The organism is Nonomuraea sp. NPDC000554 (assembly GCF_040300065.1).
GTDB lineage: Bacteria > Actinomycetota > Actinomycetes > Streptosporangiales > Streptosporangiaceae > Nonomuraea.
In genome coordinates, this window is record NZ_JBEPDC010000003.1 from 29,515 (window position 1) to 54,786 (window position 25,272).

The window sequence follows — 25,272 nt, forward strand, 5'->3', positions numbered from 1 at the left end:
CGAAAACGCGATCATACGCGTGGAGCCGACCCGGCGGAGGGTTCAGCGGTGGCCGACATGCCGGTTCCAGCGGACGCGCCGTCCTGGGCGGACGTATCAAGACCGGCCCCGGCTGAGGTTCCGCTCGAAACACCGGTGCCGATGGAGGACTCGGCGGTCATCAGAGCGTCGCTGAGCGAGCCGGAACGTTTCGCCGAGCTGTTCGACCGGCATGCCGCCGTACTGCACCGCTACGTCGTCCGCCGCCTCGGTCCTGACCATGCGGAGGACGTGGTGGCCGAGACTTTCACCAGGGCGTTCGAGAAGCGGCGCAGGTACGCCTTCGACCGATCGGACGCGTTGCCGTGGCTGTACGGCATCACCACGAACATCATCGGCACCCACCGAAGGGCGGAGGTACGCGGGTACCGGGCGCTCGCCAGAACCGGCGAGGACCCTGTGGCGGTGGCCTTCGACGAGCGGGTGGTCGCCCGGCTCTCCGCCTCGGCGACCCGGGAACGGCTCGCGGCCGCCCTGGCCAAGCTGGGGCGAGGCGAGCGCGACGTCCTGCTGCTGATCGCCTGGGGCGACCTCAGTTACGGGGAGACGGCACAGGCGCTGGGTGTGCCCCTCGGCACCGTGCGGTCGCGGCTGTCCCGCGCCCGCCGCAAGATCGCCCACGCACTGGGCGGTAGCAATCCGATCGACGTTATCGAGGAGGCCTGATGAACGATTTGGACATGGTCCGCGACCTGCGGTCAGAGGTACGGCGGAGCGAAGAAAGCGATCTTCACGGCGCCCGACGGCGGATGCTCGCCGCGATGGCTCCGAAGCCACAGTCCCGCCGGCTCCCCCGCACGATGGTGCGCGTGGCCGCCGTCGGCGTCCTCGGCGTCACGATCGCGGCAGGCGTCACGGTAGTGCAGAACCTCGCTACGGACCCCCAGGGGAAGGGAACCGCAAGCGCCCCGGCGTGGCTGCCCCCGGCGAACGCCGAGACCCTGGCCAAGCGCGCGACGGCGGCGGCGGCGGGGCAGCCGGACGTCTACCCGCGAGACGATCAGTGGGTCTACGCCAAAAGGGACTTCTACCGATCGACCAAGTCAGCCGCGTCGCCGAACAGAGGAGGCGAGACCGGATCGCGGCACACCGAAGAGATGTGGACTCGGGGTGACGGTAAGGAGAGAGCCCGGCGGAACGAAGGCAGCGAGAAGATCACGAGGCGTCAAGGCGGGGAAGATCCCCGTCTACGGTTCGACCCCGCCTACCTGCGCTCGCTCCCCTTGGAGCCGTCCGCCCTGTTGGAGCGCCTGAAAAGGGACACGAGTGAGATCTCCTTGCCCGAGGCACGGGCGGTCTTCGGTCAGATCCTGATCATCCTTCAGGAAGGCGCTCCGCCGGCTCGCCTGCGCGCTGCTCTCTACACCGTCCTCTCGCGGCTGGACGGCGTTGCTGTGGAGAACGTGCGCGATCTGTTGGGGAGAGAAGGAATCGGGATCTACACGGACAACGAGGGGATGCGCAAGGAAGTCATCATCGACCCCAACACCTACGTCCTGCTCGGGGGTCGCACCGTCTACCTCGGCGGATCGACGTCATCCCCGTACGGCGAATTGCCCAAGGGTGAGGTGATCCTCTCCGTGGCTCAGGTGGCCACCGGCATCGTCGACCAAGCTGGCGAAGTCCCGTAGCCGGAGCGCTGGCCCTGCCCGAGACGAGGGCAGCGCACCGGCTGCCGATCAGCCGAAGTAGTTGTGCGACTGCGGGGCGGGTCGCGCAGGCCCCCGCCCCTGCTCGCTAGGCCCTGATCATGCGCAGCGCCGCGGCCACCTCGCGGCCCGTCAGCGCCGTCTCCGGATCGACCAGCCACTGCGCGAGCAGCCCTGTCAGCATGGCCTGGTAGAAGGAGCCGACCAGGCGGGCCCGCTCGGGCTCCGCCTCCGGATCGACGCCCTCGAACAGCTCCGCCAAGCCCACCTTCGCCTCCTTCAGCGCGCCGAAGAGCTGCGCGCGGATGTCCGGGATGTGGTCGATCTGCCCGAGCACCTCGAACTGCGTGGTCCAGAGCGGGCGCAGGCGGTCGAACGACTCCGTCACCCGGTCCCACGCGCCCTCGAAGCGCTCCAGCGGGGTGGCGTCGGGCTTCGCCTCGGCGGCCAGCGTGGCGCCCAGGTCCACCCCCCACTCGCGCATCACCTCGATCAGCGCCTCGTTGATGAGCGCGTCCTTCGACCTGAAGTGGTAGCCGATGGCCGCCAGGCTCACCCCTGACGCGGTCGCGATGTCGCGTGCGGTCGTCCGCGAGTAGCCCTTCTCGATCAGGCAGCGCTTCGCTCCGGCAAGCAGATCCTCTCGATTTCCCATGTCCCAACAGTAGCACAATCGTCCTAGACAAAGTTCTAAGACGTTTGTACAGTTCTCGGCATGGACATTCTGATCTCCGGCGCGAGCATCGCCGGCACCGCGACGGCGTACTGGCTCAAGCGCTACGGCTTCACCCCGACCGTGGTCGAGCGGGCGCCCGCGATCCGCGAGGGCGGCTACAAGGTGGACGTGCGCGGCGCCGCCCTCGACGTGGCCGAGCGCATGGGCGTCCTGGACGCGATCAGGGCCCGCAGCACCGACATGCGCATCGCCACCCACTACGACGGCTCCGGCAGGCGGGTCGCGACCATGGACGCCGACCTGTTCGGCGGGCGCGACAGCGACGACGCCGAGATCATGCGCGGCGACCTGAACGAGATCCTCTACGACCTCACCCGCGACGACGTCGAGTACCTCTTCGACGACTCGATCACCGGCATCTCCGAGGACGGCACCGTGACGTTCGAGCGGTCCGCGCCGCGCCGGTTCGACCTGGTCATCGGGGCCGACGGCGTGCACTCCAACACCCGGCGGCTGGTCTTCGGCGAGGAGTCCAGGTTCGCCCGCGACCTCGGCTACTACATCTCGATCTGCACCGTCCCCAACCACCTCGGGCTCGACCGCGAGGAGGCCGTGCACGCCGCGCCCGGCCGCACCGCGAACGTCTACAGCACCCGCCAGGACGGCAACGCCAAGGCGCTGTTCATGTGGTCGTCGAAGCCGCTCTCCTACGACTTCCGCGACACCGAGCGGCAGAAGGAACTGCTCGCCGAGGCCATGGCGGGGGTGGAGTGGGAGGTGCCCGCGCTGCTCGACGCCGTGCGCGACGCCAAGGACTTCTACTTCGACTCGCTCACCCAGATCCACATGGACCGCTGGTCGAGCGGGCGGGTCGTGCTGGTGGGCGACGCGGCCTACTGCGCGTCACCGGCGTCCGGGCAGGGCACCAGCCTGGCCCTGGTCGGCGCGTACGTGCTGGCGGGCGAGCTGGCGGCCGGCGGCGGGTTCGACGGCTACGAGCGCGAGATGCGCGCGTTCGTGGACGCCAACCAGCAGCTCGGCCCCGCGAACGTCAAGGGCATGGTCATCGCCTCACGCGCGGCCATCTGGTTCCAGCTCAAGATGATCAAGCTGCTCCCCCACCTGCCCGGACGCGACAAGATGATCGACCGCATCGCCGGGGCCATCCACCGGGCCGCCACCGCCATCACGCTGAAGGACTACCAGCCCCTCCAGGAGCGCAGCCAGGCCTAGCTCGAACGTCTCCTCGGCCCGCCGGGGACGCCCGGCCGAGAGCGCCGACGACAGCCGCGGAACCTCGGCCCCACCCGGATCGATCATGACGGCCGGCGCGACCAGGTCCAGCGCGGACCCGATCGCGAACGACTCGATCGCGGTGAACACGGCCACCACCCGATCCCCCGGCCAGCCCGCGCGCTCCAGCAGCGCGACGGCCCGCTCGTACATCTCCAGCGTCAGCGGCGACCTGATCGTCGTCGTGGCCAGCAACCCGATCGTGTTCGGGTGCCGGGCGAAGGCCGCCAGGTAGGACCGCGCCCAGACCGCCAGCGCCTCGCGCCACTCGCGCCCGTCGAGCGCCTCGACGTCCATCTCGGAGACGACCAGCCCCCGGATGCCCTCGACGATCTCGTCACGTCCGGAGACGTGGTTGTAGAGGGACGCGGCGCGCACGCCGAGCCGCGTGGCCAGCCGGGTCAGGGTCAGAGAGCCGGGGCCCTCGCCGTCGACCAGCGCCAGCGCCTCGGCGAAGATGCGCTCCCTGCTGAGGATCGGCTGTCGCGGTCTGCCCATGCCTTCCATTCTCGCGCGCGGGAAGGTACCGTCACGTCGCAAAACTAACGCCCTTAGTTTATGGAGGGGAAGCAGGTGCTGTTCACCGGAGGGACGATCTGGACGGGCGCCGCCGTCACGGACGCGCTGGCCGTCTCCGGCGGCCGGATCACCGCGCTCGGCCAGGACGCGCTGGACCAGGCCGACGGCCAGGTGGTGGACCTGGAAGGCGGCTTCCTCATGCCCGCCTTCGGCGACGGCCACGCCCACCCGCTGTACGGCGGCCTGGAGGCGCAGGGGCCGCAGATCAAGGAGTGCGCCTCGGTCGAGGAGATCGTCGCCGCCGTGGGCCGGTACGCCGGCGAGCACCCCGAGCTGGAGTGGATCGTCGGAGGCAGCTACGACCCGGCGCTCACCCCCGCCGGCGAGTTCGACGCGCGCTGGCTGGACGAGGCGGTGCCCGACCGTCCGGTGGTGCTGCGGGCGTACGACTATCACACGCTCTGGTGCAACACCGCCGCGCTGGAGCGTGCCGGCATCGGCCCGGACACGCCCGACCCGCGGCTCGGCTGGATCGTCCGGCGGCCGGACGGCACCCCCATGGGGACGCTCAGGGAGTGGCACGCCTGCGACCTGGTGCTCGATCTGGTCCCCGCCAAGTCGCTCGACGAGCTGGTCGAGGGGCTGGCCGAGGCGGGCAGGGCGATGGCGTCGGCCGGGATCACCTGGGTGCAGGACGCCTGGGTCGAACCGTCCATGGTCGAGGCGTACCTGGAGGCGGACCGGCGCGGGGCGCTGCGGTTCCGGGCCAACCTGGGCCTGCGCGCCGACCCCGATACCTGGCGTGACCAGCGGCCGGTCTTCCTCGCCCAGCGCGACCGGGTGGGAGGGCTCGTCACCGCCAACACCGTGAAGTTCTTCGCCGACGGCGTCATCGAGGGCGGGACGGCCGACATGCTCGCCCCCTACGAGGACGCCCCGCACTCGTGCGGCATGCCCGTGTGGGCGCCGGAGGCGCTGGCCGAAGCGGTGGTGGCCGTCGACGCCGACGGCTTCCAGGTGCACATCCACGCCATCGGCGACCGCGGCATCCGGGCCGCGCTCGACGCGGTGGAGCTGGCCGTGCGGCGGAACAGGGCCTGGGACCGGCGGCCGGTCGTCGCGCACACGCAGCTCGTGGACCCCGCCGACCTGCCGCGCTTCGCCGAGCTCGGGGTGATCGCGAACTTCGAGCCGCTCTGGGCGCAGCTCGACCCGCTGCAGACCGAGCTGACCGTGCCGCGGCTCGGCCGCGAACGGGCCGACCTGCAGTACCCGATGGAGACGCTGCGGCGCGGCGGCGCCACGCTCTCGTTCGGCAGCGACTGGCCGGTCAGCTCGCACCTGCCGCTGCTCGGCATCCAGATCGCGACCACCAGGCAGACCGTGGACGGCTCCGAGTCGTGGACCCCGGCCGAACGCCTCACCGTGGAGGACGCGCTGCGCGCCTACACCTGGGGCGTCGCCTACCAGGCCTTCGCCGAGCAGCGGCGCGGCTCGCTGGCCGTGGGGATGGACGCCGACCTGGTGTGGCTCGGCGCGGACCCGCGGACGGCCGACCCGCTGAGCCTGCGGCACATCCCCGTCCTCGGCACCTGGCTGGGCGGCGAGCGGGTCAGCGGGCCGAGCGCGTCCTGAGCTCGGCGAGCGTGGTGCGGCTGGTCTGAATGTGGGACACCAGCACGTACGCGACCAGCATGAGCCCGAGGCACAGGGCGTCGGCGGCCCACCAGGGGATCTCGGCGAGCAGCAGGTACCCCTGGCCGTCGCTCTGCGACCTGATCGCCCAGGTGACGGCCGCGATGACCAGAGTGACGAGCAGCCAGCTGCGCAGCCGCGGCAGGTCGCCGTTCCTGCGCAGGCGGACCCGCCAGGTCAGGAACACGGCGAGCAGGCCGAGCAGGGCGCAGCCTCCGATCAGCCACCAGGGCAGGCCGAAGGAGGACTGCTCGGCGGCCTGCGCCTGCGCGACGTCCAGCTGGGCCTGGGCCTGCTGCTGGGCCGCGACGGCCGCTTCGAGCTGCCGCTTCAGCTCGGCCACGCTCTCCCTGCGCGCGGGACGCGTCGAGTCGGCGGTGGGGAGCATCCGCGCCACGACGGTCAGCATGATCGCGACGAACGACAGCGCGAGGATGATCGCCATGAACAGGTCGATGAAGCGGAGGTCGAGCGGCGGGGCGAAAGCCCTGGCGGAACGCTTCCTCACTGCTCTCTCACCAGCGTGTACCGCTGCGGCCTGCTCTCCACTGCGCTCAGCCGCTCCACGGCGGTGCGTAGCGCGTCCAGGCCCTTGACGAGCTCCTCGGTGCGGCCCCGGGACACGGCCAGCTCCTGGGCCAGCCCGTTCATGGCGGGAGCCGCCTGCTTCGCCGGCAGGCGCGCGACGTAGATCAGGAAGATCTCGTCCGCGGCGCCGACGGCCTCCCGCTCCGCCCGCTCGACCAGCGCCATCGCACCGAACGCGAGCACGCTCAGGAACAGCGCGATCAGCGTGACGCCGAACGCGGACGCCAGCTCGGGCAGCACCTGCGCCTTCAGCGCGGTCATCAGCCTGGAGGGGTCGCCGTCGTCGCCGAGTCCCTCCGAGAACGAGGTGACCATGGCGGCCATCGTCAGCGCGGTGCCGATGAAGCCGAACACCGGCAGGGCCCAGATGAGCGCGTGGTCGAGGTGGTGCTTGTTGGTCATCTCGCCGTCGTCCAGGGCGGACCGGGCGCTCAGCACCGCCTCGCAGTCGTTCCCGGCGTCGGCCGCCTCCTGGAACAGCACCAGCCGCCGCCCCACCAGCGTGTCCTGCGACGGTTTGACCGCCTTGATGTTCGCCCTGGCGCGCTTGGTCGCGGCGCTCTCGCGCTGGAGGTCGGGGACGGCCCGCGCGATCCTCAGGACGGCCGTCAGGAAGACCGCGATGATGAGCGTGACCACGAGCTCGGCCGCCCGGGGAGCCGTGGTCGCCCCCACGGACTTGAGCAGCCACTCCACCGCCCCTGCGACCAGTAACAACGCCGAGACCACCAGGGCCACCGCGGGCGCGAACAGCGAATGACGCCAGCCGAAACTTGACAACCCTTTACTCCACTCCCGGCGCGATCAGTCAAAGATTACCTAACCATACGCAAAGGACCAATGACTCACGGTTGGCGACCCAACTTGTTGGAATGAAGCGTTCCGTTCTGCTACTATAGGAGCAGAACGTTCCGTTCCGAAAGAAGGAGCCAACCATGACCATCCTCGTCACCGGTGCCACCGGAACCGTCGGCCGCCTCGTGGTGGACGAACTGGTCAAGGCGGGCCACCACGTCCGCGCCCTGACCAGGAACCCGGCCAAGGCCGGCCTGCCGGAAGGCGTCGAGGTCGTCGCGGGCGACATCGCCGCCCCCGAGACCCTGGAGGCCGCCTTCCACGGCGTCACCGCGGCCCACCTGATCAACTTCGCCGGCGACGACTACGCGCCCCTCCAGCACGGCGACAAGATCGTGGAGCTGGCCGTCAGGTCGGGCGTCCGCAAGATCACCGTGCTGGGCGGGCGCGCGGACGGCCCGCTGGAGCAGGCGCTGGCCGCGACCAGCCTGGAGTGGACGCTGCTCAACCCGGTCGAGTTCATGTCGAACACGCTGCAGTGGTGGGCCCAGTCGATCAGAACGGAGGGCGTGATCAGGGAGCCGTTCGGCGGGAGGCTCAGCGCCATGGTCCACGAGAGCGACATCGCGGCCGTCGCCGCCGCCGTCCTGACCTCCGACGGCCACGCAGGTAGGACGTACACGCTGACGGGCCCTGAGGCGATCACCACCGCGGAGAAGGTCCGCATCCTCGGCGAGGCGATCGGCAGCGAGATCACGTTCGTCGAGCTCACCCCGGACGAGGCCCGCGCCAAGTGGAGCGGCGACGGCATGGGCGAGCAGACCATCGAGTTCCTCATCAACGCCCTCGGCAACACGCCCGAGGTCGGCTACACCGTCGTCCCGACGGTCGAGCAGGTCACCGGCCGCCCGGCGCGCTCGTTCGCCCAGTGGGCGGCCGAGCACGCCGACGCCTTCCGCGCCTGAACCCCGAAAGGGCTGGTGGAGGCGGCGCAACCGCCTCCACCAGCCTGTCAGGCCGTGTGCTGCGCGTAGTAGCAGGCCGCCTGGGCGTCGGCCACCGCGGGCAGGATGTCGAGCGCCTCCGACCGGCACCTGCCGTCGATCCCCGCCTCGGCGGCCCGGCCCGAGGCCAGCACCTGGCAGCGGGCGTGGAAGCGGCAGCCGCCGGGAATCCGCGTCGGGTCGGGCGGCTCGCCCGTCAGCACCACCCGCTCCGGCGACTCGGGCAGCACCGACATCAGGGCCTGCGTGTACGGGTGCCGCGGCGCGGTCAGCACCTGCTCGACAGGCCCGGACTCGACGATCCTGCCCAGGTACATCACCGCCACCCGGTCGGCGATGTTCCAGGCCAGCCCCAGGTCGTGCGTGACGACCAGGGCCCCCAGGCCCAGTTCGTCGCGCAGCTTCAGCATCAGCGCCAGGATCTCGCCGCGGACGGAGGCGTCGAGCGAGGCCACCGGCTCGTCGGCGATCAGCACCTTGGGGTTGAGCGCCAGCGCCCCGGCGATCACCACCCGCTGCCGCTGCCCGCCCGACAGCTCGTGCGGGTAGCGCAGGAAGAACCGCTCGGGCGGCCGGAGCCCGGCCCTGGACAGGGCCGAGGAGACGATCTCCGCCTCGTCGGGCAGGCCGTGGATGCGCGGGCCCTCGGCGACCGCCTCGTAGACGGTGTGCCGGGGGTTGAGCGAGCCCGTCGGGTCCTGTAGGACGAGCTGCACCTCTCTCCGGTAGGCCCGCAGCGCCTTGGAGCTGTAGTTCAGCGGGGTCCCGCCGTACAGCACGGAGCCGGAGGTGGGGCGTTCGAGCCCGAGCAGGGTCCGGGCGAGCGTCGTCTTGCCGCAGCCGGACTCGCCGACCAGCGCGACGATCTCCCCCTCGCCGACCGCCAGGTTCACGCCGTCGACCGCGCGGGCGCGCCGCCCGCGCGAGGGGAACTCCACCCGCAGGTCGCGCGCCTCCAGCAAAGCGGCGCGGGACGTCGTACTGGCCTCCGCGGACGTCTGCGTCTCGGTCACGACGCCTCCTCCTTAGCCCGGACGTGGACGCATGCGGCGGTACGGCTGTCGCCCGCCGGCCACAGGTCCACGGCCAGTGTCGCGCACTCCTCCAGAGCCACCGGGCAGCGCGGGTGGAACGAGCAGCCGGTCGGCAGCTGCATGGGGTCGGGCGGGTCGCCGCCGAGCCCCTTGGGCGCGAGCCGCGAGACCGGGTCGCCCACCGTGGGGAAGGCCGCTGCCAGCGCCCTGCTGTAGGGGTGCTTGGCGTCGTGGAACACCTCGCGGGACGGGCCGTTCTCGACGACGCGGCCCGCGTACATGACGGCGAGCTGGTCGCACACGTCCGCCAGCACCGACAGGTCGTGCGAGATCATGATCAGGGAGATGTCCTGCTCGGCGACCAGTTCCTTGATCAGCGTCAGGACCTGCGCCTGCACCATCACGTCGAGCGCGGTGGTCGGCTCGTCCGCGATGATCAGTCGCGGCGAGCAGGCGAGCGCCATCGCGATCATCACGCGCTGGCGCTGCCCGCCCGACAGCTCGTGCGGGTAGCTGCGGGCCCGCCAGGTGGGCAGGCCGACCTGTTCCAGCAGCTCGCCGACGCGCTTGCGGGCCCCTTCCTGCTTGGCCAGGCCGTGCACGAGCAGCGGCTCGGCGATCTGGTCGCCGATCCTGCGCACCGGGTTCAGGCCGTGCTGGGCGCCCTGGAAGACGATCGACGCCTCCGCCCAGCGCACCGCCCGCAGCCGTCCCCACTTCATGGCGAGGACGTCCTCGCCGTCGAGCACGATCCGGCCGCCGACGCGGGCGTCGCGTGGCAGCAGCCGCAGCAGCGCCATGGCCAGCGTCGACTTGCCGGATCCCGACTCGCCGGCGACCCCGAGCGCCGACCCCGCGTCCAGCTTGAGCGAGACCCCGCGCACGGCGGGCACCTCGCCCGAGGCGATGCGGTAGGTGACGCTGACGTCGTCCAGTTCTAGAAGACTCATGCCGCCCTCCGGAGTCGCGGATTGAGCACGGCCTCCAGCGCCCGGCCGCACAGCGTGAACGCCATGACGACCGCGAGGATGCACAGACCGGGGATCAGGATGTACCACCACGCGCCGTTGGTGGCCGCGTTCCAGTCGTAGGAGCCGCGCAGCATGGTGCCCCACGACGTCTTGTTGGCGCTGACGCCGAGGAACGCCAGCGTCGACTCGGTGACGATGGCGCTCGCCACCTCCAGCGTGGTGCTGGCCAGCAGCAGCGGCGCCACGTTGGGCAGGACGTGCCTGGTCGTGATGTGCCAGTGCCCCGCCCCGAGCGCCTTCGACCGCTCGATGTACGGCCTGGCCTCCACGGCCAGCGCCTGCGCCCTGATCAGCCGGGCCGTCGAGGGCCAGGTCGTCACGCCGATCGCCATGATGATCGTGAGCGTGCTGCCGCCCAGGATGGCCGCGAGCACCAGCGCCGTCACCAGCGAGGGCAGGACGAGGAACCAGTCGGTGATCCGCATGAGCGTCGCGCCCAGCCAGCCGCGGAAGTGCCCGGCGGCGATGCCGATGACCGTGCCGATCACGATGCTGAGCAGCGCGGCGAGGAAACCGATGAGCAGCGAGGTGCGCGAGCCCCACCAGGCCAGCAGCAGGATCGACCGGCCCGACTCGTCGGTGCCGAACGGGTTGCCGGCGCTCGGCGCCGACATGCTGTCGCTCGTGCCGTTCACCACGCTGGTCACGCTCTCGTCGATGAACAGCGGGGCGACGAGCGCGAGCACCACCGCCACGACGAGCACCGCCAGCCCGACGACCCCGCCCCGGTGCCGGAGGAAGTCCTTCCAGAAGCGGCCGAACGCCAGCCGCCTTCGGGTCCAGGCGACACTGGTCATGCCGACCTCACCCTCGGGTCAAGGACGTGGTAGACCACGTCGGCCAGCGTGTTCATGAGGATCACCGACACGGTGATCAGCATGAACGTGCCCTGCATGAGCGCGAAGTCAGGCACCTTGATCGCCCTGTAGAACAGCTGCCCGAGGCCGGGCCAGCTGTAGATGGCCTCCACGGTGACCGCGCCGCCGACCACGAAGCCGATGCGCATGAAGACCAGCGTCACCGTGGGCAGCAGCGCGTTGGGAATCGCGTGGCGGCGCCGCACCTCGTCGTCGCGCAGGCCCTTGGCCCGGGCGACGGTCACATAGTCCTGGCTCACCTCCTCCAGCAGGGACGAGCGCATGACCAGCAGGTACTGGGCGTAGACCACGCCCACCAGGGTCAGGCAGGGGAGCACCATGTGCACGCCCACGTCCAGGACGTAGGCGAAGCCGTCGGGCGCGTCCACGCTCTCGATGCCCCTGGTGGGGAAGATGCCGGGGATCGGGCCGATGCCCGCGGCGAACACCATGAGCAGCAGCAGGCCCAGCCAGAACGTCGGCACGGACCAGAGCACCAGCGAGACGCCGGTCGAGAAGCGGTCGAAGCGGCTGCCGGGCCGCCAGCCCGCCCGCGTGCCCTGCCAGAGGCCGAGGCTGACCGCGATGACCAGGCCCACGCCCGCGAGCAGCAGCGTGGCGGGCAGCCGATCGCCGATCAGGTCGAGGACGGGACGCTTGTACTCGTAGGAGGTGCCGAGGTCGAGCCGGAGGGTCCTGCCGACGAAGTCGAAGAACTGCTCGATCAGCGGCTTGTCCAGGCCGAGCCGGTGCCGCTCCAGGTCGAGCTGCTGCGGGGTCATGTTGCGGCCCTGCGCGAGGGTGCGCACCGGGTCTCCCGGCAGCAGGCGGAACACGAAGAACGTCCCGACGATCACCATGGCGATGCTGAGCAGCGCCCCACCGGCCTTGGACAGCGCGTACCGCAGCGTGCCTCGGTGGGTGGGGCGCTCATCGCCGGAACCCGCCGCCTGCGCGGCGGCGGGTTCCACTGCTTCGAGCGGTGTTGTCATTCGCGCTCGTCCGCGACGCCCTTGCGCCGCCTGCTCAGGAAGAACACCACGAGGCCGATGACCACCACGCCGCCGACCACGCCGACGATGACGCCGGTGTTGGAGCCGCCGCCGCTGCCGGACCCGCCGGACGAGGTCGCGACCGCGTCCACGGTGTAGAACGGCCAGTAGCCGCTACCGCCGTACAGCAGGCCGTCGCCCTCGGGGATCGAGGTGATGCTGGTGATCCGGTCCTTGCGGTACCCCTCCAGGTCGTTCGGGTAGTAGAGGGCGATGACCGGAGCGTCGGTGTAGAGGCGCTCTTCCATCTTCTTGATGATCTCGGCGCGCTTGGGCCTGTCGAGCTCCTTGAGCTGCTCCTGGTAGAGCTTCTCGAAGGTCGGGTCGCAGTAGAACGACTCGGTGCCGCCGCCCTCGCCCGACGGAGTGGGCCTGCGGCTGCACAGGTGCGTCGCCAGGACCTCCTCGGGGTCGGGGTTGACCGACCAGCCGCTGATCGCGATGTCGAACAGCGCCGTGACGCCCGTCTGCTCGGTGAACTTGCTGGAGTCGAGCTTCTGGGTGGTCAGCGTGATGCCGATCTCCTTGAAGAAGCCCGTCAGGTACTCGGCGAGCTTGTCCTCGATCGGGGTGTCGGTGTGGATGGCGAAGCGGAACTCGAGCTTCTTCTTGCCGTCGGGCATCGTCCGGATGCCGTCGGCGCCCTTCTTGTAGCCCGCGTCGTCGAGGATCTTGTTGGCCTTGGCCGGGTCGTAGGTGACCTTCTCGTCGCCGGTGGCCTCCCAGAAGAAGTCCTTGTACATCGGCGGGATGATCGAGCCGTCGGCCGGCTTGGCCAGGCCGCCCTGCGTCTCGGTCACGAGCTTCTGCTTGTCGATCGCGAAGTGCAGCGCCTGCCGCACCTTCGGGTCCTTCAGCGCGGGGTGCCCGTCACCGATCGGCTTGTTGTCGGTGGTGGTGGCGCCGTGGTTGATCTGCAGGTACGCGGCGCGGCGGCCCTGCTGGTTCCACTGCACGACGTTGGGGGCGCCCTTGAGTGCCTCGAAGTCCGGCGGGTACAGCCGGCCGATGAGGTCGATCTCGCCCTTCTTCAGGCCGACGATCGAGGCCGCGGGGTTGTCGTAGAAGATGACCTGCAGCTCGTCGATCTTGGGCTTGCCCCGCCAGTAGTTCGGGTTGGCCTTGAGCTTGACGTACTGGTCCTTCTTGTGCTCGACCGCGATGTACGGGCCGCTCGACACCGTCGGGTAGACGTCGCCCTCGTAGCTGGCGAGGTCCGTGACCTTCTCCCAGACGTGCTTGGGCATGATCGGGACGGGGTTGTCGAGCATGGACGCCTGCGGGGCCTTGGTCTTGATGACCAGGTCCTGGCCGTTGGCCGTGACGCTCTCGAAGTTCTCGACGGACGGGCCGTTGGCGGTCTTCGCGGCGTCGTCGGTCATGATCTTGTTGAACGTCCAGGCCGCGTCCTCAGCGGTGACCGGCTGGCCGTCGGACCACTTGGTGTTACGGATCTTGAACGTCCAGGTGAGCCCGTCGGGGGACGTGGTCCACGACTCGGCCAGGTCCGGGCTGGGCTGCAGGGTCTTGGGGTCGGGAACCGTCAGGAACCCGTACATCCAGCGGTGGATCGACGTCGAGACCAGACGAACCGCCAGAAACGGGTTCATGTGGTCGACGGCCTGCGTCGTGCCGACACGGACGATCTTCTTCCCCGCTGAGGGCTCCTGAGCCAGGGCGGCCTGGCCCTGACCTGCTACTAATAGCGCGACGCCCAGTACCGCCAGGCGCGCGAACCATTTCCTCATAAGTGCCTCACCTTCAGGCGGGGGTTTCCTGTGTAGAGAAAGGCACACCATAGGAAGACCGCGTGTCAACGAGTGACGGAAAATTGTTTCACTCTCGTTTCTTTCTGCGGTGTAAATTTTCAGGCATCGTCCGAGACCTGCCCGTTGTCCACCCGCAGCCGCCGATCGACCCGCACCGCGTCGAGCATCCGCCGGTCGTGCGTGACGAGCAGGAGCGTGCCGGGGTAACCCGCCAGCGCCGACTCCAGCTGCTCGATCGCGGGCAGGTCGAGATGGTTCGTCGGCTCGTCCAACACCAGCAGGTTCACCCCTTTGGCCTGCAACAACGCCAGCGCCGCACGGGTGCGCTCGCCGGGCGAGAGCGTCGAGGCCGGACGCAGCACATGCGCGGCCTTCAGCCCGAACTTGGCCAGCAGCGTCCGCACGTCGGCGGGCAGCAGGCCGGGCGCCTGCGCGCAGAACGCGTCGAGCAGCGGCTCGTCGCCCTCGAACAGCCCCCTGGCCTGGTCCACCTCGCCCACCACGACCCCCGGGCCGAGTACCGCGTGCCCCTCCTCCAGCGGGGCCCGGCCGAGCATCGCGGCCAGCAGCGTGGTCTTGCCCGAGCCGTTCGCCCCGGTGATCGCCACCCTTTCGGCCCAGCCGATCTCCAGGTCGACGGGGCCGAGCGTGAACGACCCGCGCCTGGCCACCGCGCCGCGCATGGTCGCCACCACCGCGCCGGAACGCGGCGCCGCCGCGATCTCCATGCGCAGCTCCCACTCCTTGCGCGGCTCCTCCACCACGTCCAGCCGCTCGATCAGCTTCTCCGTCTGCCGGGCCTTGGCGGCCTGCTTCTCCGTCGTCTCGACCCGCATGTTGCGCCCGATCTTGTCGTTGTCGGACGCCTTGCGCCGGGCGTTCCGCACGCCCTTCTCCATCCAGGCGCGCTGGGTGCGGGCGCGGGTCTCCAGCTGGGAGCGGGTCTCGGCGTACTGCTCGTACTGCTCGCGGGCGTGCCGCCTGGCCACCTCGCGCTCCTCCAGGTAGGACTGGTAGCCGCCGCCGTACAGCCTGATCTGCTGCTGGGCCAGGTCCAGTTCGAGGACGCCGGTGACCGTCCTGGCCAGGAACTCGCGGTCGTGGCTGACCAGCACCGTGCCCGCGCGCAGGCCGGTGACGAACCGCTCCAGCCGCTCCAGGCCGTCGAGGTCCAGGTCGTTGGTGGGCTCGTCCAGCAGGAACAGGTCGTAGCGGCTGAGCAGCAGCGACGCCAGGCCCGCGCGGGCCGCCTGGCCGCCCGACAGCGAGGTCATCGGCTGCTCCAGATCGACGGACAGCCCCAGCTCGGCCGCCACCTCCTCGGCCCGCTCGGCCAGGTCGGCGCCGCCCAGCGCGAGCCACCGCTCCAGCGCCGTGCTGTAGGCGTCGTCAGCGCCCTGCCGCTGCTCGACCAGCGCCTCGGTGGCGGCGTCGAGCTCCTCCTGGGCCCGCGCGACGCCGGTGCGCCTGGCGAGGAACCTGCTGACGGTCTCGCCCGGCCTGCGCTCGGGCTCCTGGGGGAGGTGGCCCACCGTGGCCGTCGCCGGGCTCAGCCGCACCGCGCCCTGTTCCGCCTGGTCCAGCCCGGCCAGCAGGCGCAGCAGCGTCGACTTGCCCGCGCCGTTGGCGCCCACCAGGCCGATGACGTCGCCAGGACTGATCACCAGGTCGAGGCCCGAGAACAGGACCCGCTCGCCGTGACCGGCCCCCAGATCCTTCACCACCATGGTCGCGCTCATGTACGCCGATGCTAGCCGGGACGGGCAACGCCTTTTCACTGATGGCGGCGCGCGCCTCCCCTGGGTGGCGCCACCGGCGGCCCTCCGTGACGCTACTGGCGGCCCTTCCCAGGAACGCCGCCGGAGAGTCTCCCCCGTGGCGCTGCCGACGGGCCTTCCCGGTGGCGGTGCCGGCGTGCCTTCCCCGTGGCGGTGCCGGCGTGCCTTCCCCGTGGCGGTGCCGGTGTGCCTTCCCCGTGGTGGTGCCAGTGGGCCTTCCCCGTGGCGGTGCCCGTGGGTCTTGCCGGTGGCGCTACGGTGGGCGGCGTGTCGCGTCTGCCGGTTCTCGTCGTCGCCGCCCTCACCGTGGTGGCCGGGCTCGGCGTCCGGGCGCTGTGGGACGGGCCGGTGGCGAAGTACGCCGGTGACGCGCTGTACACAGTCCTGATTTATGCGCTTATCGTTCTCGCCTGGCGACATGTCCGGCCAGTGGTCGCCGCGCTGTTGGCGGCCGGGCTGAGCTGGGCGATCGAGTTCGCCCAGCTCGGCGAGATCCCCGCGGTGCTACGCCCGCTGCTGGGCAGCACGTTCAACCCGCCGGACCTGTTCTGGTACGCCGTCGGCGCCGCCGCGGCCTGCGCCCTGCACGCCCGCTTCAGCCCCGCCCGACCACCCTCCTGACCCCCCGCCCCACTCGCCATTACACGCCCGCCCGACCACCTTCCTGAAGCCTCCTGCTCGCCCGCCCGCCCGTCCACCCTCCTGAAGTCCGCCCCACTCGCCGCTGAGCGCCAGTAGGGTGGCGCAATGCGGACGATCTGGCGGTTACTGCTGGTCTGTGCGGCTGTCGTAGGGCTTGTCTGCCTCGGGATCTCGCTCCGCACCCCGTGGATGTACTTCACCGGCCAGAGCAACCTCATCCTTGCGCTCTACTACGGCTGGCGGCTGCTGGGGCGCGACACCCCGGGCACGCTCAGGACGTCCCCCACGCTCAAGGGAGCCGTCACGCTCTACCTCGTGATCACCGGGCTGGTCGCGCACTTCTTCCTGATGCGGGGCGCGAACCCGCTGCCGCTGCTCGGCGGCGGAGTCCGGCAGGTGGGCAACTTCCTGCTGCACTACGTGACACCGGTCATGGCGCTGGTCGACTGGCTGGCGTTCGACAGGACGCGCCGCCCCCGCTGGGCCGACCCGGCCAGGTGGCTGGCGTTCCCGCTGGTGTACGGCGCGTTCGTGCTGATCAGAGCGTCGCTGCTGCCCGAGACGACGGCCCGGCGGTACGTCTACCCGTTCCTGAACGTGGACCGGCTGGGCTGGTCGGGCTTCACGCTGGCGGCGCTCGGGCTCGTGGCGGGCTTCGTCGTCGTGGGCTACCTCCTGATCGCCCTCCACCACCTCACCGCCCGCCTCACGACCCCGGCGCAGGTCGCCGCCTGACTCCTACCGCATACATCGGGCCGAGCCGGATAGGGGCAGGTGGAGGCACCACTCAGAAGGGGGGAGCCCTGATGAACGGCAAGACCATCGCCTTTCTCGTCGCCCCGGAAGGGGTGGAGCAGGTCGAGCTGACCGAACCGTGGAAGGCGATCAAGCAGGCGGGCGGCACGCCGATGCTGATCTCCACCGAGCCCGGCCAGATCCAGGCCTTCAACCACCTCGACAAGGCCGACCGCTTCGCCGTGGACGCCACGGTCGACCACGCCTCGGCGTCCGAGTTCGACGGGCTCGTGCTGCCGGGCGGCGTCGCCAACCCCGACTTCCTGCGCACCCAGCCACAGGCGGTGCGCTTCGTCCGCGACTTCTTCGACGCGGGCAAGCCGGTGGCGGCCATCTGCCACGCGCCGTGGACCCTGATCGAGGCGAACGTGGTGCGCGACCGCACGGTCACCTCCTGGCCCAGCCTTCAGACGGACCTCCGCAACGCGGGCGCCACCTGGGTCGACAGGGAGGTGACGATCTGCACGAGCGGCCCGAACACCCTGGTCACCAGCCGCAAACCAGACGACCTCAAGGCGTTCGACCAGGCCATGATCGACGCCTTCAGCCACTGACAACCACACGCTCTCTGTGGTCCTGACAGGCGCAAAATTACCCTGTCACACCTTGTCACGCGGAACGAATTGGTCTAAACCTGGACCAATTACTGAGTGCTCCGCGTCAACAGGGAGATCTCATGACAACAGAAGAGGATTCCAGGCGGCTCGCCGAGCTCGGCTATAAGCAGGAGCTGGCGAGAACCTGGAGCGGCTTCTCCAACTTCGCCATCTCCTTCTCCATCATCTCGATCCTCGCCGGCTGCTTCACCACCTTCGGTCAAGCCTGGAACAACGGCGGCCCCATCGCCATCTCATGGGGTTGGCCGCTGATCTCCCTGTTCATCCTGATCATCGGTTTCTGCATGTCGGAGCTGGTCTCCGCGTACCCGACCGCCGGCGGCATCTACTGGTGGGCCGCCACCATGGGCAAGCCGGTGCACGGCTGGTTCACCGGCTGGCTCAACCTGATCGGCCTCATCGCGGTCACGGCGTCCGTCGACTACGGCTGCGCCACCTTCCTCAACATCACCATCAACCGGCTGACCGGCGGGGCCTGGGAGGCGACGCTCTCGCAGGCGTTCCTGCTGTTCGTGATCATCCTGGTGCTGCACGCGCTGATCAACATCTACAGCCACCGGCTCATCTCGCTGCTCCAGAACGTGTCGGTCTGGTGGCACGTGGCGGGGGCCGCGATCGTGGTGGCCATCCTGGTCTTCGCGCCGAGCAAGCACCAGACGGTCGGCTTCGTCTTCACCGACACGATCAACAACTCCGGGTTCGGCAACGGCGACAGCGGGCTGCCGTTCTGGTTCTACGTGCTCCCGCTCGGCTTCCTGCTCACCCAGTACACGATCACCGGCTTCGACGCGTGCGCGCACGTCTCGGAGGAGACGCAGGGCGCGGCGCGGACGGCCGCGCGCGGCCTCTGGCAGTCGATCTTCTACTCGGCGATCGGCGGCTGGATCCTGCTGCTGGCGTTCCTGTTCGCCGCCACCGACGTGGACGAGATCAACAAGCAGGGCGGCTTCGTCGGCGCCATCTTCGAGACCGCGCTGTCCTCTCCCCTGGCGACGGCGATCTTCGCGATCTCCACGATCGGCCAGTTCTTCTGCGGCATGAGCTGCGTAACCTCGATGTCGCGGATGACGTACGCGTTCTCCCGCGACGGCGCGGTGCCCGGCTGGCGGCTGTGGTCGAAGGTGGACCGCAACCGCACCCCGGTCAACGCGATCATCGCGGGCTGCGTGGTGGCCGCGCTGATCACGCTGCCCGCGCTGTACGCGCCCGCCGGGCAGACCACCCCGGTGGCGTTCTACGCGGTGGTGTCGATCGCGGTCGTCGGCCTCTATCTGGCGTTCCTGATCCCGATCTGGCTCAGGCTGAAGATGGGTGACAGGTTCGAACCCGGCCCGTGGACGCTGGGCAGGAAGTATCGGGTCATGGGGTGGATCGCCTGCGCGGAGATCATCATCGTCTCCATCTACTTCATCCTGCCGCTCAAGCCCTCGGCCATCCCCGGCAACAAGAACTTCGCCTGGACGGACGTGAACTACGCGCCGATCCTCGTCGGCGTCGTGCTGATCGGCATCGCCCTGTGGTGGGCGTTGTCGGCCAGGCACTGGTTCACCGGCCCCCGCCGTACGGTCGACGTCGACGAGGTGCCCATCGGCTAGGACGCCTCGAAGGCGGCGGCCACGACCGGGCGGACGTCGTCCATGGACACGTCCGCGCGGCCGTCGAGCTCGCGCCTGAGCGAGGTCATGTCCACGTCGGGCATGCCGCAGGCGATCGCCCAGTGCCAGGGCTCCAGGTCGCCGTCGACGTTGAGGGCGAAGCCGTGGCTCGTGACGCCACGGCTCTGCCTCATCCCGATCGAGATGATCTTGCGGCGGGTCTCGGACGTCCACACGCCCGTCAGCAGCTCCGAGCCGGGCGGGGTGTCGCGGCGCTCGGCCGGAAGGCCGAGCCTGCCGAGCGCCTCGACCAGCCGGAGCTCGACCTCGCGGACGTAGTCGACGATGCCCTCCTCCTCGCCGAGCTTGACGATGAGGTAGCCGACGAGCTGGCCGGGGCCGTGGTAGGTGAGCTGCCCCCCGCGTCCGGTCTCCATGACGGGAATGCCGCGCGCGGGGTCGGGCAGGTGGTCGACCGGCGTGCGGCGGCCGACCGTGTAGATCGACGGGTGGCTCAGCAGCCAGAGAGTGTCGGGACGCTCGTCGCGCTGGCGCTGACCGACCAGGTCGGTCATGCGCTCCATCGCCTTGTCGTAGTCGACGAGTTCGTCCTGGATGAGCGTCAGCGGCCTTGCCCTCATGCCTTCGAGGATAGAACCCCCTCCGGGCATGAGCGCACGCAGGTTCACCAGGCGGTGGATCAGTAGCGCTTCGGCTCCTCCGGGATGAGGATCCACATCACGACGTAGACGACCCACATCGGGCCGGGGAGGAGCGAGAGGATCAGCCAGATGATCCGGACGAGCGTCGGCGGCAGGCCCATCCTGTCGGCGAGACCGCCGCAGACTCCTGCCAGCATCCGATGCTCTCGTGAGCGGTACATGGTTTCCCTCCAGTGAATCGCACCTACCTGGAGAACGGGCAGGCAGGCCGTCGGTATCCCGTCAGGGACCCCGAGAAAACCCTGACAGGGTCAGCCACTCCCTGGCTCTGGCGAGGTGTTCGCTGGTCAGGCCGCGTCGCGGGTCGACGTGGACGAGCAGGAAGTCGTCCAGACCCTGATGGCCCCTGAGATACTCCTCGTCCTCCAGCCAGACCTGGTCGTCGAACCAGACGAACGGCCTGCGCCCGAGCGCTGCCACGTAGGCGGCCACGTACGGCGTCTTGAACATCTCGCCGCGCCCGCTCGGCTCGAACGGCCCCATGCGCACGACCGGGAGGGCGGGCAGGCCGAGGCGGGGCGCGATCCACTCGTTGGCGTGCTCCTCCCAGGTGGTCGCCCAGACCAGCTCCGAACCGGTCTCCACGGCCAGTTCCAGCAGCCTGGTGCCGTGCCGGGGGTTCAGGTGGACGGTGTAGGCGGTCCCGTCGATGCTGCACTCGTAGCGCCTGAAGTCGGGCGTCGGACGTCCCATCGGGTTCAGGACGCCGTCGACGTCGACGAGCAGGAGCGGTTTCACCGTGCCGCTCCCGTGCGGTGCTCCTGCGGGCTGATCCCGCGCACCCGTTTGAAGGCGGCGCTGAGCGCGTACGGGCTGGCGTAGCCGACCTGCCTGGCGACCGAGCCGACCGTGGCGTCGGGCTCGCGCAGCAGGTCGGCGGCGAGGGCCAGCCGCCAGTCGGTGAGGAAGGACATCGGCGGCTCGCCCACCAGGTCGGTGAAGCGCCTGGCCAGCGACGCCCGCGAGACGCCGACCTCGGCGGCGAGGGTGGCGACGGTCCACGGGTGCGCGGGGTTGTTGTGCAGCATCCGCATGGCCTTGCCGACCACCGGGTCGCTCTGCGCGCGGTACCAGGCGGGAGCGTCGTGGGTGGCGAACCAGGAGCGCAGCACGGAGATGAGCAGCAGGTCGAGCAGCCGGTCGAGGACCGCTTCCTGGCCCGGTTCGTCCTTGCCGACCTCGGCGCCGAGCAGCGAGATGATGGTGCCGCCCGGCTGGACGAGCAGCGGCGGCAGCGCTTCGAGCAGCCTCCTGCTGACCTCGCCCTCCAGTTGGTAGGTGCCGGTGATCATGACGGTGGCGCCCTCCGGACTGTTGCCCCAGGTGCGGACGCCCAGGTCCATCGCCTGGTAGATCGACTGGCCGTCGAGCGTGGTGCAGCGCTGGCCGGGATGGATGACGATCTGCGGGGACGTGCCGGGCTCGTCCGCCACCGTGTACGGCTCGGGCCCGCGCAGCACCGCCACCTCCCCGGGGAGCAGCGGCACGGGCTCGCCCGATTCCGGGACGATCCACGCCTCGCCGCGCACCATCGCCACCAGCGTGAGCGGGGCCTCGTCCTGGATGCGCAGCGACCAGGGCGGGTCGAGGAGCGAGCGGAGCAGGAAGGCCCCGCGGGCTCGTGGGCCGTCGAGGAGGGCAGCCAACTGGTCCATGTGTTAGACGATTGCATATGAGATTGCGCTCCTCAAGCATGGATAGTCTCACGGTATGACGGCTTACTAGAGGCATGACAACTTTGGTGCTGGGCGGCACGGGCAAGACCGGCCGCCGTGTGGCTGACAGGCTCGCCGCTCTCGACGTTCCCGTGCGCATCGGGTCCCGCTCCGCCGAACCGGGCTTCGACTGGACGGACCGGGCGACCTGGGCGCCCGCCCTGGAGGGCGTCGAGGCCGTCTACGTGTCCTACTACCCCGACCTGGCCTTCCCCGGCGCGGTGGAGGACATCGAGGCGCTCACCGCGCTCGCCGTCCGCTGCGGCGTCAAGCGGCTGGTCCTGCTGTCGGGCAGGGGCGAGCCGCAGGCCGAGGCGAGCGAGCGGATCGTGCAGGCGTCCGGGCTCGACTGGACGATCGTCCGCTGCGGCTGGTTCATGCAGAACTTCAGCGAGGGCTACCTGCTGGAGGCGGTGCTGGAGGGCGTCATCGCGCTGCCCGTCGCGGACGTGGCCGAGCCGTTCGTCGACGTGGACGACATCGCCGACGTCGCGGTGGCGGCCCTGACCCGCGACGGGCACGCGGGCCGGCTCTACGAGCTGACCGGGCCCAGGCTGCTGACCTTCACGGACGTCGCGGCCGAGCTGTCCAGGGCGACCGGCAGGCGGGTCACGTACGTGCCGGTCACGGCCGAGCAGTACGCCGAGGCCGCGATCGCGCACGGCGTGCCGGAGGAGGAGGTGGAGGCGCTGAACGGGCTGTTCGCCGAGGTCCTCGACGGCCGCAACGCCCACCTGTCCGACGGCGTCCAGCAGGCGCTGGGAAGGCCCGCCCGCGACTTCGCCGACTACGCCAGAGCGAACGCCGAAGCCTGGGCCCGCCCGTAACCCCCAGAGCCCCTGCGACCCCACGCGAGCATCTGCTCGGCCCTCGTTTCCGCTAGCCTCACCTCGTCACTCCGCAGGCTTTTCCGGAAGGTGTCCACGTGATCGGCTGGCTCGAAGCGGTGGTGCTGGGGCTCATCCAGGGGCTTACGGAGTTCCTGCCCATCTCCTCCAGCGCCCACATCCGGGTGGTCTCGGCGTTCCTGCACTGGCCGGACCCCGGCGCGGCCTTCACCGCCGTGATCCAGCTCGGCACCGAGGCGGCCGTCCTCATCTACTTCAGGAAAGAGATCTGGGAGATCATCTCCACCTGGACCCGCTCCCTGTGGACCCCGTCCCTGCGCGGGCACTGGGCCGCCCGGATGGGCTGGTACGTCATCATCGGCACCCTCCCGATCGGCGTCCTCGGCCTGCTGCTCAAGGACCAGATCGAGACCGTCTTCCGCGACCTTCGCCTGGTGGGCACCACGCTGGTGGTCTTCGCCATCATCCTGTGGTGGGCCGACCGCACCGCGCGCAACAAGCTGACGCTGGAGAAGCACCTCAGCGCCACCCACGCCATCGTCTACGGCTTCGCCGAGTCGCTGGCGCTGATCCCCGGCGTCTCCCGCTCGGGCGGCACCATCACGGCGGGCCTCCTGCTCGACTACCGCCGAGAGGACGCCGCCAAGTACTCGTTCCTGCTGGCCATCCCGGCCGTGCTGGCGTCGGGCCTGCTGGAAGTCGCCAAGATCGGCGAGGGCCAGTCCCCCGCCTGGGGCCCGACGATCGTGGCGACGGTCATCTCGTTCGTGGTCGGGTACGCGGCGGTGGCCTGGTTCCTGAAGTACATCAGCCACCACCGCTTCACCTGGTTCGTCGTCTACCGGATCGTCCTGGGCCTGTTCGTCATCCTCTCGGTCAGCCTCGGCTGGATCCCGGCCCAGGGCTGACCTCAACCGGCCGAGAAGGAGGTGCGCGGGTAGCGGCTGGCGAGGGCGAAGACGACCGCGAACAGCGTCCAGGCCGCCACGTACGCGATCGGGTGGGCCCAGGTGTCGGTCATGACGTCGGTGAGCATGTCGCGGCCCTCGAAGTAGACCGCCAGCCCGGCCACCGCGCCCGGGATCGCCCCCCACCAGCGCTTCCACCAGACCTCGTTGGTCACCACCTCGAACACCACCAGCGCGACGGGGCCGAGGAGCAACAGCTTGAGCCCCGGCGGGTCACTCAGCAGGCTCGCGAACGCGATGATCGCCACGGCTGAGGCCGCGGTGAGAAAGACGACGGCGCCGAAGGGGGCGGGCTCGTCGCGGGGGTCTGTCTGATCGGACACGTCGGCCATTCTGGACCAAAGATCCCCGAGGCGTGGCCGGTCGTGCCGCTACCTGACCGGCGAACTCTCCCTGGACGGGCTCTCAACCTCCTCCGCGACCGGCCGGTAGGTCGCGACCGTGAACAGCACCGCCACCACGCCGAGGGCCGTCGCCAGGACGATCACGCCGGCCCTGCCGTACCGGTCGAGCGCGAGCCCACCCGTGATGCCCGCCACGAACAGCCCCAAGTACTGCGCGGAGGCGAGCAGGCCGAGCCCGATCGGCACGTTGCCCGGCACCGCGGCGACCGTCCTGTACTGCTGCGCGGGCGCGATCAGCCAGCCGAGCACGCCCCACAGGAACGCCCACACCAGGGCCACGGGCAGCGCCAGGTTCGCGACGGGGATGAGCCCCATGAACACCGTCGACGCGGCCAGCCCGATCAGCACCATCCGCCGCGGCCCGTACGTGTCGGTGAGCCGTCCGCCGAGCTGGTTGCCGACGATGCCGCCCAGCCCCCACGCCCACAGCACGGCGGGCAGCGGCAGGTCGAACAGCGAGCCGATGTAGGTGTAGGCGGTGAACCCGGCGGCGAAGAAGAGGAACTGCGTGGTCAGCACCGCCAGCACCCGCCGGTCGGCCAGGGGGGCGAGCCGCTCGGCGAGCCCTCCCGTGGCGGCGATCCTGACATCGGGCACCACGGCCGCCACGCCCGCGAACCCCAGTACGCCGAGCGCGACCACCAGCCAGATCGTGGTCCGCCAGCCCGACGCGCCGCCCAGCCAGGTGCCGAGCGGCACACCGATCGCGGACGCCACGGTCAGCCCGCCCATCACCAGCGCCAGCGCGCGCCCTCGGCGCTCGGGCGAGGTCAGCGCGGTGGCCACGCCGGACGCGGTCGGCGTGAACATGGCCGCCCCCGCCGCCGCGACCACCCGGGTGGCCATGACCAGGGGGTACGTGGGCGCGAGCGCGGTCAGCGTGTTGCCTGCGACGAAGACGGCCAGCGCGAGCAGCAGTAACCGCTTGCGCGACAGGCGCGCGGTCACCGCGGCGAGCACGGGCGAAAGGACCGCGTAGGCCAGCGCGAAGACGGTCATGAGCTGCCCGGCGGCCGAAGGGGAGATGCCGAGATCCCGGGAGATCGGCGGCAGCAGCCCGGCGGTGACGAACATCCCCGTACCGACGGCGAAGTTTCCCAACGCCAGGGGGTAGAGCCGCGTAGTCAAGGAACCCTCCGAGGGTCTTCAGTGTGTCGCTCATCAAACTGGCGTACGATTTGATTGTT

The 25,272-nt window shown here is 70.2% G+C and carries 26 protein-coding genes and 1 pseudogene; 11 read left to right on the top strand and 16 right to left on the bottom strand.

What is annotated here, in order from left to right; genetic code table 11:
* Positions 1-57: 57 nt before the first annotated feature.
* Positions 58-705 carry an RNA polymerase sigma factor gene (locus ABT294_RS06550; RefSeq protein WP_350804018.1) on the top strand — a complete coding sequence of 216 codons (648 nt, stop codon included), beginning with the start codon at positions 58-60 and terminating at the stop codon, positions 703-705.
* Entirely contained in the window at positions 705-1,670 is a 966-nt protein-coding gene (locus ABT294_RS06555) for a CU044_5270 family protein (protein WP_350804019.1), read from the top strand. The genes ABT294_RS06550 and ABT294_RS06555 overlap by 1 nt, the downstream gene beginning before the upstream one ends.
* A gap of 106 nt (positions 1,671-1,776) precedes the next feature.
* Here ABT294_RS06555 and ABT294_RS06560 read toward each other — a convergent pair whose 3' ends face one another.
* Positions 1,777-2,343, bottom strand: coding sequence for a TetR/AcrR family transcriptional regulator (locus tag ABT294_RS06560; protein WP_350804020.1), 567 nt, complete (start codon positions 2,341-2,343; stop codon positions 1,777-1,779).
* A 60-nt stretch (positions 2,344-2,403) separates the two neighbouring features.
* On the opposite strand from ABT294_RS06560, the gene ABT294_RS06565 reads away from it, so the two are divergent.
* Positions 2,404-3,597, top strand: a complete 1,194-nt coding sequence (locus ABT294_RS06565; protein WP_350804021.1) for an FAD-dependent monooxygenase — start codon at positions 2,404-2,406, stop codon at positions 3,595-3,597.
* A gap of 30 nt (positions 3,598-3,627) precedes the next feature.
* Here ABT294_RS06565 and ABT294_RS06570 read toward each other — a convergent pair.
* Positions 3,628-4,164, bottom strand: a pseudogene (locus tag ABT294_RS06570) (TetR/AcrR family transcriptional regulator); the annotation flags it as partial.
* Between the two features lie 51 nt (positions 4,165-4,215).
* Between ABT294_RS06570 and ABT294_RS06575 the strand changes: the two are divergent.
* Positions 4,216-5,811, top strand: coding sequence for an amidohydrolase (locus ABT294_RS06575; RefSeq protein WP_350804022.1), 1,596 nt, complete (start codon positions 4,216-4,218; stop codon positions 5,809-5,811).
* On the opposite strand, the gene ABT294_RS06580 is transcribed toward ABT294_RS06575, so the two are convergent.
* Together ABT294_RS06580 and ABT294_RS06585 are read right to left on the bottom strand one after the other, a co-directional pair.
* Positions 5,789-6,379 carry a hypothetical protein gene (locus ABT294_RS06580; RefSeq protein WP_350804024.1) on the bottom strand — a complete coding sequence of 197 codons (591 nt, stop codon included), beginning with the start codon at positions 6,377-6,379 and terminating at the stop codon, positions 5,789-5,791. The two genes, ABT294_RS06575 and ABT294_RS06580, sit on opposite strands and share 23 nt — an antisense overlap.
* Positions 6,376-7,239 carry a hypothetical protein gene (locus tag ABT294_RS06585; RefSeq protein ID WP_350804025.1) on the bottom strand — a complete coding sequence of 288 codons (864 nt, stop codon included), beginning with the start codon at positions 7,237-7,239 and terminating at the stop codon, positions 6,376-6,378. The genes ABT294_RS06580 and ABT294_RS06585 overlap by 4 nt, the downstream gene beginning before the upstream one ends.
* A 155-nt stretch (positions 7,240-7,394) precedes the next feature.
* Here ABT294_RS06585 and ABT294_RS06590 point away from each other — a divergent pair, with 155 nt between their 5' ends.
* A complete protein-coding gene (locus ABT294_RS06590; RefSeq protein ID WP_350804026.1) occupies positions 7,395-8,219 on the top strand; it encodes an NmrA family NAD(P)-binding protein in 825 nt (274 codons plus the stop codon).
* A 47-nt stretch (positions 8,220-8,266) separates the two neighbouring features.
* On the opposite strand, the gene ABT294_RS06595 is transcribed toward ABT294_RS06590, so the two are convergent.
* The 6 genes from ABT294_RS06595 to ABT294_RS06620 form a co-directional block, all read right to left on the bottom strand.
* Positions 8,267-9,271, bottom strand: coding sequence for an ABC transporter ATP-binding protein (locus ABT294_RS06595; protein WP_502911974.1), 1,005 nt, complete (start codon positions 9,269-9,271; stop codon positions 8,267-8,269).
* Entirely contained in the window at positions 9,268-10,242 is a 975-nt protein-coding gene (locus ABT294_RS06600; RefSeq protein ID WP_350804027.1) for an ABC transporter ATP-binding protein, read from the bottom strand. The genes ABT294_RS06595 and ABT294_RS06600 overlap by 4 nt, the downstream gene beginning before the upstream one ends.
* Entirely contained in the window at positions 10,239-11,120 is an 882-nt protein-coding gene (locus ABT294_RS06605; protein ID WP_350804028.1) for an ABC transporter permease, read from the bottom strand. The genes ABT294_RS06600 and ABT294_RS06605 overlap by 4 nt, the downstream gene beginning before the upstream one ends.
* Positions 11,117-12,172 carry an ABC transporter permease gene (locus tag ABT294_RS06610; protein ID WP_350804029.1) on the bottom strand — a complete coding sequence of 352 codons (1,056 nt, stop codon included), beginning with the start codon at positions 12,170-12,172 and terminating at the stop codon, positions 11,117-11,119. Before ABT294_RS06610 ends, ABT294_RS06605 begins: the two co-directional genes overlap by 4 nt.
* Positions 12,169-13,980 (bottom strand): ABC transporter substrate-binding protein, encoded by a 1,812-nt coding sequence (locus ABT294_RS06615; protein ID WP_350804030.1) that lies wholly within the window; start codon positions 13,978-13,980, stop codon positions 12,169-12,171. Before ABT294_RS06615 ends, ABT294_RS06610 begins: the two co-directional genes overlap by 4 nt.
* 119 nt (positions 13,981-14,099) lie before the next feature.
* Positions 14,100-15,740, bottom strand: a complete 1,641-nt coding sequence (locus ABT294_RS06620) for an ABC-F family ATP-binding cassette domain-containing protein (RefSeq protein ID WP_350804031.1) — start codon at positions 15,738-15,740, stop codon at positions 14,100-14,102.
* Positions 15,741-16,046: 306 nt separating this feature from the next.
* On the opposite strand from ABT294_RS06620, the gene ABT294_RS06625 reads away from it, so the two are divergent.
* From ABT294_RS06625 to ABT294_RS06640, 4 genes are all read left to right on the top strand, one after another.
* Complete coding sequence (locus ABT294_RS06625) at positions 16,047-16,400, top strand: ribosomal maturation YjgA family protein (protein WP_350804032.1); 354 nt, start codon at positions 16,047-16,049, stop codon at positions 16,398-16,400.
* Positions 16,401-16,526: 126 nt separating this feature from the next.
* A complete protein-coding gene (locus ABT294_RS06630; protein ID WP_350804033.1) occupies positions 16,527-17,156 on the top strand; it encodes a Pr6Pr family membrane protein in 630 nt (209 codons plus the stop codon).
* A gap of 71 nt (positions 17,157-17,227) precedes the next feature.
* Entirely contained in the window at positions 17,228-17,770 is a 543-nt protein-coding gene (locus ABT294_RS06635) for a type 1 glutamine amidotransferase domain-containing protein (protein ID WP_350804034.1), read from the top strand.
* Positions 17,771-17,892: 122 nt separating this feature from the next.
* Positions 17,893-19,428 (top strand): amino acid permease, encoded by a 1,536-nt coding sequence (locus ABT294_RS06640; RefSeq protein ID WP_350804035.1) that lies wholly within the window; start codon positions 17,893-17,895, stop codon positions 19,426-19,428.
* On the opposite strand, the gene lipB is transcribed toward ABT294_RS06640, so the two are convergent.
* From lipB to ABT294_RS06660, 4 genes are all read right to left on the bottom strand, one after another.
* Positions 19,425-20,069, bottom strand: coding sequence for a lipoyl(octanoyl) transferase LipB (lipB, locus tag ABT294_RS06645; RefSeq protein ID WP_350804036.1), 645 nt, complete (start codon positions 20,067-20,069; stop codon positions 19,425-19,427). The genes ABT294_RS06640 and lipB overlap by 4 nt on opposite strands.
* 59 nt (positions 20,070-20,128) lie before the next feature.
* A complete protein-coding gene (locus ABT294_RS06650) occupies positions 20,129-20,311 on the bottom strand; it encodes a PspC domain-containing protein (protein WP_350804037.1) in 183 nt (60 codons plus the stop codon).
* A 61-nt stretch (positions 20,312-20,372) separates the two neighbouring features.
* Positions 20,373-20,888 (bottom strand): HAD domain-containing protein, encoded by a 516-nt coding sequence (locus ABT294_RS06655; protein WP_350804038.1) that lies wholly within the window; start codon positions 20,886-20,888, stop codon positions 20,373-20,375.
* Positions 20,885-21,805 carry an AraC family transcriptional regulator gene (locus ABT294_RS06660; protein WP_350804040.1) on the bottom strand — a complete coding sequence of 307 codons (921 nt, stop codon included), beginning with the start codon at positions 21,803-21,805 and terminating at the stop codon, positions 20,885-20,887. Before ABT294_RS06660 ends, ABT294_RS06655 begins: the two co-directional genes overlap by 4 nt.
* Positions 21,806-21,879: 74 nt before the next feature.
* On the opposite strand from ABT294_RS06660, the gene ABT294_RS06665 reads away from it, so the two are divergent.
* Both ABT294_RS06665 and ABT294_RS06670 read left to right on the top strand, forming a co-directional pair.
* On the top strand, positions 21,880-22,692 hold the full coding sequence (locus ABT294_RS06665) for an NAD(P)H-binding protein (protein WP_350804041.1): 813 nt from the start codon (positions 21,880-21,882) through the stop codon (positions 22,690-22,692).
* A gap of 98 nt (positions 22,693-22,790) precedes the next feature.
* The gene (locus ABT294_RS06670) at positions 22,791-23,621 is read left to right on the top strand and encodes an undecaprenyl-diphosphate phosphatase (protein WP_350804042.1); all 831 of its coding nucleotides are present in this window, start codon (positions 22,791-22,793) and stop codon (positions 23,619-23,621) included.
* Between the two features lie 2 nt (positions 23,622-23,623).
* Here the strand turns inward: ABT294_RS06670 and ABT294_RS06675 are convergent, their stop codons facing one another.
* Together ABT294_RS06675 and ABT294_RS06680 are read right to left on the bottom strand one after the other, a co-directional pair.
* Positions 23,624-24,004 (bottom strand): hypothetical protein, encoded by a 381-nt coding sequence (locus ABT294_RS06675; RefSeq protein ID WP_350804043.1) that lies wholly within the window; start codon positions 24,002-24,004, stop codon positions 23,624-23,626.
* Between the two features lie 48 nt (positions 24,005-24,052).
* Entirely contained in the window at positions 24,053-25,213 is a 1,161-nt protein-coding gene (locus ABT294_RS06680) for an MFS transporter (protein WP_350804044.1), read from the bottom strand.
* Positions 25,214-25,272: the final 59 nt, after the last annotated feature.